The 9,251-nt window shown below is 64.3% G+C and carries 9 protein-coding genes; all 9 read right to left on the bottom strand.

The window, feature by feature from the left end; all coding sequences use genetic code 11:
• Positions 1-27 precede the first annotated feature (27 nt).
• The 9 genes from ACOQFS_RS05405 to ACOQFS_RS05365 all read right to left on the bottom strand — a co-directional run bounded on the left by ACOQFS_RS05405 (position 28) and on the right by ACOQFS_RS05365 (position 8,995).
• Positions 28-891 (bottom strand): phosphotransferase, encoded by an 864-nt coding sequence (locus ACOQFS_RS05405; protein WP_017407829.1) that lies wholly within the window; start codon positions 889-891, stop codon positions 28-30.
• 15 nt (positions 892-906) lie between these two features.
• Positions 907-2,613: an ABC transporter ATP-binding protein gene (locus ACOQFS_RS05400; RefSeq protein WP_277596119.1), complete on the bottom strand. Its 1,707-nt coding sequence runs from the start codon at positions 2,611-2,613 to the stop codon at positions 907-909.
• A gap of 92 nt (positions 2,614-2,705) precedes the next feature.
• Positions 2,706-4,532, bottom strand: a complete 1,827-nt coding sequence (locus ACOQFS_RS05395; protein WP_046987174.1) for an ABC transporter ATP-binding protein — start codon at positions 4,530-4,532, stop codon at positions 2,706-2,708.
• A gap of 34 nt (positions 4,533-4,566) precedes the next feature.
• On the bottom strand, positions 4,567-4,926 hold the full coding sequence (locus ACOQFS_RS05390; RefSeq protein ID WP_017406223.1) for a hypothetical protein: 360 nt from the start codon (positions 4,924-4,926) through the stop codon (positions 4,567-4,569).
• 59 nt (positions 4,927-4,985) lie between these two features.
• Positions 4,986-5,888, bottom strand: coding sequence for a DUF1259 domain-containing protein (locus tag ACOQFS_RS05385; RefSeq protein ID WP_005797786.1), 903 nt, complete (start codon positions 5,886-5,888; stop codon positions 4,986-4,988).
• A gap of 72 nt (positions 5,889-5,960) precedes the next feature.
• Positions 5,961-6,341 (bottom strand): hypothetical protein, encoded by a 381-nt coding sequence (locus ACOQFS_RS05380; protein ID WP_013722014.1) that lies wholly within the window; start codon positions 6,339-6,341, stop codon positions 5,961-5,963.
• 24 nt (positions 6,342-6,365) lie between these two features.
• Positions 6,366-6,824, bottom strand: a complete 459-nt coding sequence (locus tag ACOQFS_RS05375; protein ID WP_005797792.1) for a chromate resistance protein ChrB domain-containing protein — start codon at positions 6,822-6,824, stop codon at positions 6,366-6,368.
• 4 nt (positions 6,825-6,828) lie between these two features.
• The gene (locus tag ACOQFS_RS05370; RefSeq protein WP_005797796.1) at positions 6,829-7,737 is read right to left on the bottom strand and encodes a Fe-Mn family superoxide dismutase; all 909 of its coding nucleotides are present in this window, start codon (positions 7,735-7,737) and stop codon (positions 6,829-6,831) included.
• Between the two features lie 61 nt (positions 7,738-7,798).
• Positions 7,799-8,995 (bottom strand): chromate transporter, encoded by a 1,197-nt coding sequence (locus tag ACOQFS_RS05365; RefSeq protein WP_126313140.1) that lies wholly within the window; start codon positions 8,993-8,995, stop codon positions 7,799-7,801.
• Positions 8,996-9,251: the final 256 nt, after the last annotated feature.

Genomic DNA, 9,251 nt, shown 5'->3' with positions numbered 1-9,251 from the left:
CCGCGCCAGTGCTAGCTTTTCGTACCGTCACTTATTGCACTGAAAACGAGGAGACCCCGCCACGCGCCATGTCTGATTGAAGCTCTCGCTCATCTCCGCCTCGCTGCAGTACCCAGCGTGAACTGCGGCCCGATCGATGGGCCGAGGCCATCGGCGCAGATCGAGCGCCGGGTGGCTGAAATACGCATCGCCGAAGTCGATGATGCCAGTCAACTGCCCGGTCTGCGGATCGACGAAGACGTGCTCGAGGCCGGGGTTGCTGTGCAAGGCCACCCAGGCGTCTGCGTCCGGCAAGGCGCGCATCGCGAGGCGCGCCAACTGCAACGGGTCGACCGCAAATGGCCAGGGCTGGGCCGCCCGAGCCACGGCTGCGACAGCGTCGTCGAAGAGGCCGCCGAACCGTGTGCGAACGTCGGCCGCCGTGTGGTCGCCGGGGATCAGGCGCGCCTCGAACACGGGTTGCTGAGGGATTGCGTGAATGCGACGCAACATGCGCCCCAGGTCAACCAGCGTACGCCGGCGGAGGTCACCGTCGAGCCTTGCCGAGTGTATCGGCTCGCCGGGCATGCGCGTCATCAAGGTGTACTCGATCCCGGGCTTGGCAACGCCCCCACCGAGGACTCGTGGAACGCATACGCCCTCCAGGCCTGCCAACTGCTCCAAAAGGAAACGCTCCTTCGCCAGGCTCGTTCGCGCGCGCAGCTGTTGTGGTCGCTGAACCTTCAGGATCAGGCCGTTGTCGATGGCATAGGCGCGCGCTTCGCCGCCGCTCTCGTCGACGGCCCTGACGGCCTTCGCGCCCGCCGCATGCAAGCGCACGATCGCGAGCACCGCGTCGGGATCGAGCACCGGGTCGGCCGCGTCGGGTTGTATGTAGAAGTCCTTGCCCATGTCTGTCCTCCAACGTCAACGTTGATGCCAATCCCAGCCTGCCGTCTCCATGGCCAGCAGCGCGGCGAAGCGACCCCGGCACCGAATCAACTCGTCCGGCGCGCCTTGTTCGAGGATGCGACCGTCCTCGATCACGATGATGCGATCGGCCTCCAGCGCCGTTGACAGCCGATGCGCCACGATCAGAACGGCACGGCTCGAGTCGTGCGCGTCGCGGCGAAGAGCGGCGCGGAACGCAGCGTCGCTGGCGTGGTCGATCGCGGCTGTCGCTTCGTCGAGCAGCAGCACGCGAGGCTGGCGCACCAGCGCGCGCGTGAGCGCGAGCAATTGCCGTTGGCCCGCGGACAACGCGGCGCCGGCCTCACCCGCGTCCAGGGGCGTGTCGTAGCCCTGCGGCAGTGCCCGGATGAACGCATGCGCGCCCGTTGCCTTGGCCGCGGCTTCGCAAGCAGTCCGGGTCACGAGGACGTCGCCCATCGTGAGGTTGTCGAGCACGCTGCCGCTGAACAGTTGCAGCGTCTGCGGCACGACGCCCAGGCGCTGACGGCGTTCCTCGTCCGTCATGGCGCGTGGATCCGCGCCCGCCACGTGAATGTCACCGGACCAGGGCGCATACAGGCCACCGGCGAGGTGCATCAGGCTGCTCTTGCCAGCGCCGGTGCGTCCGACCAGCGCGACGTGCTCGCCTGCGCGAACGCTCAAGGAGACGCCTTTCAGCACGAGGCGATCGGCGACGTAGCCGAAGATCACATCCTTCAACTGGATCAACGGCTCGGGTTCGCTCCTGGCCTGTTGCACGGAATGGGCGGCCGGTGTTTCCTCGACCGGCAGCGCCAAGACCTGGAACACGCGCTCAGCCCCGGACAGCGCGCTCTGCACGGTCTGCCATTCCTCGCCCAGCGTCGTTATCGGCGCGAAGAAACGGCGAAACAGCAGCACGAAGGCCGTGAGCGTGCCGATAGAAACACCCCAGCCCGCCAGCGCGCCCTCGGCGCCTGCCCACAGCAGGCCGCAGACGATCAGCGACGCCAGGATGGCCATCAGCGGCGTGTAGATCGTTGAATAGCGTGTGGCCGCGAGATAGGCGTGTTGCGTGGCCTGCAGAGCGCCACGAAAGCGGTGCTCGAAGAACCCCGTTCGTCCGAAAGCACGAATGACCTCCGCGCCACCGAGGGTCTCCACGAGTGCCGTGTTGACGCTTCCCACGGCCTCCCGGCTGGCCCGTTCAGCGGCCAATACCCGCAGCTGGAACCAGCGCGTGAACCACAGCAGGGGCGGCACGGCCAGTCCGCAGAGCAGCGTCAGCGAGGGACTGAGCACGAGCATCGTCACCGTGATCGTGACCAGTCGCACGAGGTCGGCGACAAGGCTCGCGATGCCCGACGAGAACAGGCGGTCGATGGTGTCGATGTCTGCGGTGCAGCGACTGACGGTGTCACCCAACGGGGTCGTGTCGAAGTAGCGCGCAGGCAGCCGTTGCAGATGGCCAAACAGGCGCGCGCGCAGGTCGCGCAACGCCCGTTGGGCTGCGATCGCGGTGCCGTACGCAGACGCGAAGCCCAACGCCTGCTGCCCGGCCACGACCAGCAGGTAGAGCACGCCCAGCAGCATCAGGCCGTCGCCACGGCCCACGGCCAAGTGGGCGTCCACGGCCTGCCGCACGAGGAGCGGCGGCAGCACCTCCAGCGCCGCACCGGCAAGCACGCAGGCTGCGATGGCCACGAGCAGGCGTCTCTGCGGCGCCAGTAGCGAGCCCACCTGGGCGGTCGTGAGTCCTCGGCGTGTTGTCGGTGCCGGCTGTGACTGTGTTGCGGTCATGCGTCCTCCGGCTGTGCCATCGCGACCTGCGCCGCGTAGATCCGTGCATACAGGCCGCCCGCCAGCATCAGCTGTTCATGAGAGCCTCGTTCGACTATGCGTCCTCCATCCAACACGACGACGAGATCCGCCTGCGGGAAGGCCGCCAGCCGGTGCGAGCACAGGACGATGGTGGCCTGTCGCGCGGCCGGCGCCCCGCGGCCGAACTCCGCGCGCAGGCTGGCAATGATCTGAGCCTCCGTCGCGACGTCGACCGCCGAGAACGGATCGTCCAGCACCAGCAGCCGAGGTCCCGCCGCCGCCGCGCGTGCCAGTGCGACGCGCTGCCGCTGACCGCCGGAAATGCGAATGCCGCGCTCGCCGATCTCGGCATCGACGCCGTGCTCGAAGCCCGAAACGTCCTTCGCAAGCGCGGCGATTTCCAGGGCGCTCATCGTGGCGAGGTCGGCCTGCTCACGTCCCATGGTGATGTTCTCGCGCACCGTACCCGAGAACAGGAAGGGCTCCTGCGGCAGGTAACCGATGTCACCGCGATGTCGTGCGGGCGTGTCGCCGTCCAGGGAAACGGTACCGCCGGCGAGCGGGTACAGGCCCAGCAGAGCCTTCGCCAGCGCACTCTTGCCCGAGCCGACCGGCCCGGTCACTGCTACGAACGCGCCTGCCGAAATCTCGAGCGAGACCTGGTTCAGCGCCGTGACGGCGGCGTCGGCGTTGCCGTGAGAGAAGCTCACGTTGTGCAGGGATACGGCGAGCCCGCGTTCAACTCGTGACGCCGGCTCGGTGAGAGTCGAGCGCGGAGTCGTTCCGGCCAGGTAGCCGGCGCGAAACGAAGCGAACCGATGCTCGCCGCGAGCAGGCAGGGCCGCAGCGAGCAAGGGGGCGAGCCGCGCGTAGGCTGCGCCGCCTGCTTGCACCGAGTTCACGAGCTGCGGCACCCGAAATCCGCGCCCGGTGAAGCGCAGAAAAAGGTCCAGATAGGTCACGAACGCCCCCAGCGTCCACGCGCCTGCGATGACCTTTTCGCCGCCTTGCCACAACACCAGCACGATGCCGGCCGCCATCAGCGTGGTGTAGACCGCGGGCAGGCCGGCGCGGGGCCGCGCCACCGCGAGATTGGTGTGCGCCTGTGCATCTGCGAGCCGCTCGATCCGCGTCTGTGCGGCCTGCTTCATCCCCAGTAGCCTCGCGACGCGGATGCCGGACAGTTGCTCCTGCAGTCCCGCGGTCAACGCGCCGTTGGCTTGTCGAGCCGCCGTCGTACGTTGGTGAATAAAGCGTCCGGCGGCCCAGGCCAGCACCATCGCGAAGGGCACGGGAATCAGCGCCTGCAGGGTCAACGACCAGTCCAGCACCAGCATGGCGACGAAGAACGACATCAAGAACAGGAGCGTGTCCCAGGTCTCGACGATCACCTCGCGGATGCCGATGCCCAGCACCTCGACGTCACCGATGACGCGCGCCATGGTGTCGCCAACAGGCGTGGCAGTCAGCTTTGCCATCGGCCAGGCGAGCACCCCGCGCAGCGCATCCGCGCGCAGATTGGCGCGGATGCGCGCGTTGGCCGTCATCAACCACCAGCGCTTGCCCAGTCGAGGCAGTTCTGTGGCGAGGGTTGCCGCGGCGAACAACGCGACGGCCTGCAGCAGCGTCGCGCGCGTCGCCTGGCCATGCGCGAAGTGCGTCGCGGCGTCGATCGCGCGCCCGAGGCACACGGCGGGCAGGACCACGGCTGTGTTCATGACGACGCCTGCCAGGGAGCCGAGGACAAGCTGCCCGGCGGTCTGCCGGTAGTAGGGACGCAGTGTCCAGAGGTAGTGCGCCATGTCAGTCGCCTGCGTGCATGCAATCCCTAACCGTTCACGGCTCTCGTTTGGGCATGGGCCGCACCAGCCCCCGATACACAACGAACTGCGCATCGTCCTTGTATTGCAGCTTCTGTCCGTCGCGCAGGACTTGGTAGCAGATCGGTTCGTCCTTGCTGATTTCCGGCTGCAGCAGGCATAGCTGATTGCCTTTGACGGACCAGCGCGCAGACCGCTGGCGGCCGTTCTCCGATCGCTCGACGCGCCCGTCCGCGAAATACTTGTGCCCCCAATGGTGTTCATCGGTCACATACTTGCCGCTGATGGTCGCACGAATCTGCGGGCCGGTCAGCGGCACCTCCCTGGCGGTTGCGGCAAGTGCGGGAAACATGGCCCCGGCGATGATGAAGCGCATGAGGTGCCGGGTAGAGCTTGTTGAGAGGCGTTGCGTAACCGAGCTGAAGGTCTTCTTTGTCACTTCGCCGCCTTCTGCGCATCCAGCGCCTTCTTCACTGACTGAGCCAGATCCACGGCCTTGCCCTTTCCCCAGTAGTGCAGAAAGACGTAGCGCGGTTCCTCGTAGGTCATGTGCTGGTGGATTGCCACGATGTTGATGCTCTGGCCACGCATGGTTTTCAGGACCGTCTGCAGTTCGTTTTCATGCATGGCGAAGTCGCCATCGACTACCGCATGCTCATCGTCGCCAGCAAAGGCCGCCCAGGTATTGATGCCCATTTCATTGCCGACGGTGGTTCCATGCATCTTGGCTGTGCGGCCAAGGGTTACTTTCACCATGCCATCCTTGACCTGCGCCTTGCTGCCCAGAATCTCCTCGATGGGCGCAGCAGTGACATGGCTTGGCGATGCGATGTCGCCCGCGAAGCTGCTGGCCGGCGTGCCTTGGGCGGCGCGCACCTGCGCGATGCGGTCGTACACCGCCTTCACGCCTGTGGCGAGCTTGCGTGCATCCCCCATGCCGCCGATGTGCATGAAGAAGACCTTGGGTTGGTCGAAGAAGAAGTGGTTGTGCAGCGCAGTCACTTCCAGGCCGTTGTCCAGCGCGACGCTCATCGCCGGGTTGACTTCATCCTCGAACAGCACCGTATCGCCCATCATCATGGTGGACGAGCCCATTGGCGTGAACGCGGCCCAGGAGGTGAGCCCCATGAACGGTGGCATGGTCCAGCGATCGACATTGATCTTCACGTCGTCGCGTGGCTTGCTGACCTTGAAGACGTTTTCCGCCTGGTTGTAGCTGCCCTTGAGGCCGGTGGCCGTTTCGATGGCAGCGGTGTCGATGGCCTGGGCCATGGCCGGGGCGCCTGTAGTGAGCAGGCCCGCGGCCAGGGCCAGTGTGGAGAGGGTTAGACGCAGCATGGAGTTTCCTTGGTAGTTGGCGGGATGCAGCTCCGGGGGCTGGCCGGAGCGGGTAATCGAGGCAGGTGCCGGTCAATCGAACGGGTATTTCGACGACAGAGGTTCCGGAGTGACCTCGTAGAGGTCTTGGCCGTGGGCGCGCAGCAGATAGGCCTTGCCTTTGCGCAGTACCGTCCAGCATTCGGGCTCTACACCCGTGCTGATGCTTACGCACAATTCCTTGCCCACGATCTTCCAATGCCCCTGGTGCGGCCGCCCCAGTTCAATGGACTTCGTGCGTCCATCGGGAAGGAGGTAAGCGGACCAGTGCGCGCCTTCGGATATGACATTGCCGACGAAGACTGTCTTGATCTGCGCGCCGGTGAGTTCGCTGGGGCCGGGCGCTGCCGATGCCGCCACCAGGCTCAGGGACTGAATGAGTGTGGCGAAGGCAAGACGGGGGATTGCGGACATTTGGTGCATTTTCAGTTGGGCGGATCAGGCTGGCATGACCGGCGGCCAGTTGTGTGTCTCGGCCTGGCATGCGCGGCACCACGCATAGAGGGCGTCGTACATCACCATGCCGTGCTGGAGCATTTCGTGGTCGTCGCTAAAGTTGTGCGACAGCCCGAGCGAGAGCGCATAGAGCCCTGCTGATTGCGGCGTCAGGTCGAGCCGGGAGGTGTCGGCGCCGCGCACGATCTCGGCCAACTGGCGCAGCGCTGGGTCGTCCAGGTGGTACTTCGACAGGAAGGAATCGAAACTGCACAGCTCGCCCACATGGCTTAGTTCGACATTCGGGATGTCGTAGGGGATGGCGCCGGTAGCGTTGGCGGTTTTCAGCACCTCGCTGGCCGGCACATAGAGAAATTCCGCCTGCTGGTCGATGAAGCGCGCAACCAGCCAGGGACAGGCGATGCGGTCGATCTTGGGGCGTTCGCGTGTAATCCACTTCATGGTGCTACTCCTTTGCTTCAAATGTCACGCCAGCAGCGCGACAGGCTTCGATGCCTCCGGCCACGAAGCGTGCGTCGAGGCCATGCGCTCGTAGCGCGAGCGCCACCGACTGGCTGACTTCATGGCCGTGCACGCAATACACAAGGACGGGTTTAGAGGTATCGATTTCACGGCTCCAATTTGCCAACTGCACGGGATCGCGCCGAATGGCCCCGGCGATGCGATCAGGCGCTTGTGCGTAGCCTGCCGTGCGTCGCACGTCGATCAGTTGGAGGTCACCGCCGACTTCCTCTGGTGCGGCCGACCAGGGCAGTGCATCAGCCTCGACGGCGGCAGCGTAGCGCTGCATCACGGCATTCCAGCGGATGTTTTGCATGAAGGCGTCAACATACGCGGCCGCCTTGGCACCGAAATCCATGTGGTAGGCGTGCTCGTACATGTCCAGTGCCAGCAGCGGTGTGGCGCCGGCCAGCAGGTTCGTATGGTCTGCCGCCCAATGGTTGATCAGCCGCGCCTCGCGTGTGGACCATGACAGCAGCGCCCACCCCGAGCCGCCGCCCATGGCCTTGGCCAGTGCGGAGAATTCCGTGCGCCAGCGGTCAACGCTGCCAAAGTCGCGGGCCAAGGCAACTGCCAGGCCGGAGTCCGGCAATGCACCGTCGCCTCCCAGCGTGTCGAAGTACAGCTCGTGGAGCCAAGCGGAATTGGCGGCGATCAGCTCTTCGCGCTTCAGGCCATTGATCATGAAGACCGGAGCGGTCGGCCAATCCAGGTGCGCCAGTTGCTGGCGAATAGCATCCAGGCGCTTGACTGCGCCGGTGTAGTTATTCGCGTGATGGCTGAGGATGAGTTTCTCGGACAGCCCGTTGAGGGCAGCGAGGTTGATGGTAAGGGGGCGTAGTTGTAAATCCATTGGAGTGTTCCTAGAAATGTGGCAAGTCATGGGTTAAGGCGTGGACTCCTCTCGCTTCTATTCAGCTGCGGGTCACCAGCGGGTAGACGACCAGCCCAATCAGTGCCGCGGCAGCGACAACGATCGGCTCCGGCAACTTCTTGAATTTCCAAAGCAAGGCAGCAGTCCCCAGGGCGAGTAGCGCCGTGGGAACGTCCTTGATCGAGCGCACCCCGATAACTACCACGGCTCCGGCCAACGATCCGATGGCGGCTGCCGTCACGCCATCGACGAATGCCACGATTCCCGGTTTCTTTCCATATTTCTTGAAGTACGGGGCTGGCAGGACTGTGAAGAGATAGCACGGCAGGAAGGTTGCCAGCGCCGCAGCAACCGCGCCCCAGAAGTCCGCGACCAGAAAGCCGATGAACCCGGTAGTGATGACGACAGGACCGGGAGTGATCATGGCGACTGCGACAGCGTCAAGGAACTGGTGATCGGTCAACCATCCGTACTCCTTGACCACTCCGCTGTACAGAAACGGGACGATAGCTAGGCCGCTACCAAAAACAAAGCTGCCCGCGTAGAAGAAATACTTGGTGATCTGCCACAGCCTGGTCCAGTCGACGTTGGACAAGCCAAGCAAGGCCAGCAAAGGAATAGCACTGCTGTGCAGCGTGCTGGACGGCTTAATAAATTTCGGCGGCGCGCGCAACAACCACACGAGAATGCCTGCGCCCAGGAACAACCACAGTTCCTCGGATTGGGTGATGATTGTCACTGCCGCCGCTACTGCAAAGATGGCACATTGCAGTTTGTCTTTGCCGATGTTCTTGGTAGAGAGCTTCCAGGTGCTGACAGCAATGATCCCAATGACAGCGGAACTCACGCCATAAAACACGGCCTGCATCCAACCCAGGCCGCCGAAATGCGTATAGGCCCAACCCAGTCCGATCACCATCAGAAACGAGGGCAGCACAAAAGCGAGGCCCACCAGGGTGGCCCCTAGGAAGCTGTAGTGAACAAAGCCCAGGTAGATGGCCAACTGCGCGGCTAACGGTCCTGGCGCGAGCTGCGCCAAGGCCAGCCCTTCCTTGTAGTCTGCCTCGGTGAACCATTGGCGCCGTTCCACCAAGTCGCGATCCATGTAGCCGGCCAGGGCTACGGGTCCGCCGAAGCCCAGTGCTCCGAGCCGTAAGAAATAAGCAATCAATTGCCACAGCGTATAGCTGCGAGGCGCCGCACTGCTGATGGCTGCAGCTGAAGTGGTCTCGTTCATGAAGATTCGTTCCTAAAAAAGTGATCTGAGTTAAAGAAGTGATCTGAGGTGGGTCGTCACGTTTTGCGACTACTGGAGAAATGGGCATGGAGCGAATCCAGCACGCCGCCGATGTCGACCAGCAGCGCGTCGTCGTCCGGCCAGCGCTTGCGTGCGCCGGCCAGCACGGGGTCCCCTCGTTTTCAGTGCAATAACTGGCGGTACGCAAACCCAGCACTGGCGCGGGGGTGGTGTTGGTAGATCGTTGATTCTGTTG

This window comes from Paracidovorax sp. MALMAid1276 (assembly GCF_049198005.1).
In the GTDB taxonomy this organism is placed as follows: Bacteria; Pseudomonadota; Gammaproteobacteria; order Burkholderiales; family Burkholderiaceae_C; genus Acidovorax.
This window is presented reverse-complemented; position numbering and strand designations above follow the sequence as displayed.

Bases quoted from the DNA above. Each gene is read 5' to 3' on its own strand.
- ACOQFS_RS05390 (WP_017406223.1), bottom strand. From the start codon at position 4,926: ATGCGCTTCATCATCGCCGGGGCCATGTTTCCCGCACTTGCCGCAACC.
- ACOQFS_RS05380 (WP_013722014.1), bottom strand. From the start codon at position 6,341: ATGTCCGCAATCCCCCGTCTTGCCTTCGCCACACTCATTCAGTCCCTG.
- ACOQFS_RS05385 (WP_005797786.1), bottom strand. From the start codon at position 5,888: ATGCTGCGTCTAACCCTCTCCACACTGGCCCTGGCCGCGGGCCTGCTC.
- ACOQFS_RS05405 (WP_017407829.1), bottom strand. From the start codon at position 891: ATGGGCAAGGACTTCTACATACAACCCGACGCGGCCGACCCGGTGCTC.
- ACOQFS_RS05365 (WP_126313140.1), bottom strand. From the start codon at position 8,995: ATGAACGAGACCACTTCAGCTGCAGCCATCAGCAGTGCGGCGCCTCGC.
- ACOQFS_RS05370 (WP_005797796.1), bottom strand. From the start codon at position 7,737: ATGGATTTACAACTACGCCCCCTTACCATCAACCTCGCTGCCCTCAAC.
- ACOQFS_RS05375 (WP_005797792.1), bottom strand. From the start codon at position 6,824: ATGAAGTGGATTACACGCGAACGCCCCAAGATCGACCGCATCGCCTGT.
- ACOQFS_RS05395 (WP_046987174.1), bottom strand. From the start codon at position 4,532: ATGGCGCACTACCTCTGGACACTGCGTCCCTACTACCGGCAGACCGCC.